The organism is Pseudomonas sp. HY13-MNA-CIBAN-0226 (assembly GCF_040310305.1).
Taxonomy (GTDB): Bacteria; Pseudomonadota; Gammaproteobacteria; order Pseudomonadales; family Pseudomonadaceae; genus Aquipseudomonas; species Aquipseudomonas gregormendelii.
The window spans coordinates 1-254 of the sequence record NZ_JBEOPS010000421.1; the positions used below are offsets into that span (position 1 = coordinate 1).

A 254-nucleotide genomic window follows, 5' to 3' on the forward strand; every position below is an offset into this window, starting at 1 on the left:
GGCCATGTCAACGTGGCAGGCACCGCCAAACCCTACGATTACTTCGCCATTCCCGGTCAGAACGAGTGGAAGCTGTCCAAGGACGCGGCCTACGTTCACTACGTCGCGAACGAAACCATCGGTGGCTTGGAATTTGATTGGGTGCCTGAAGTCGGTGACGTGCCACTGGTGTGCGACATGTCTTCGGACATCCTCTCGCGCCCGATCGACGTGTCCAAATACGGCATGATCTACGCCGGCGCGCAGAAGAACAT

Annotated in this window: 1 protein-coding gene; it reads left to right on the forward strand. The window is 57.9% G+C overall.

Annotated elements, in window-relative coordinates; all coding sequences use genetic code 11:
- Positions 1-254: aminotransferase class V-fold PLP-dependent enzyme (locus AAEZ05_RS29345; RefSeq protein ID WP_350650133.1), on the forward strand; the 254-nt coding region annotated here is incomplete at both ends.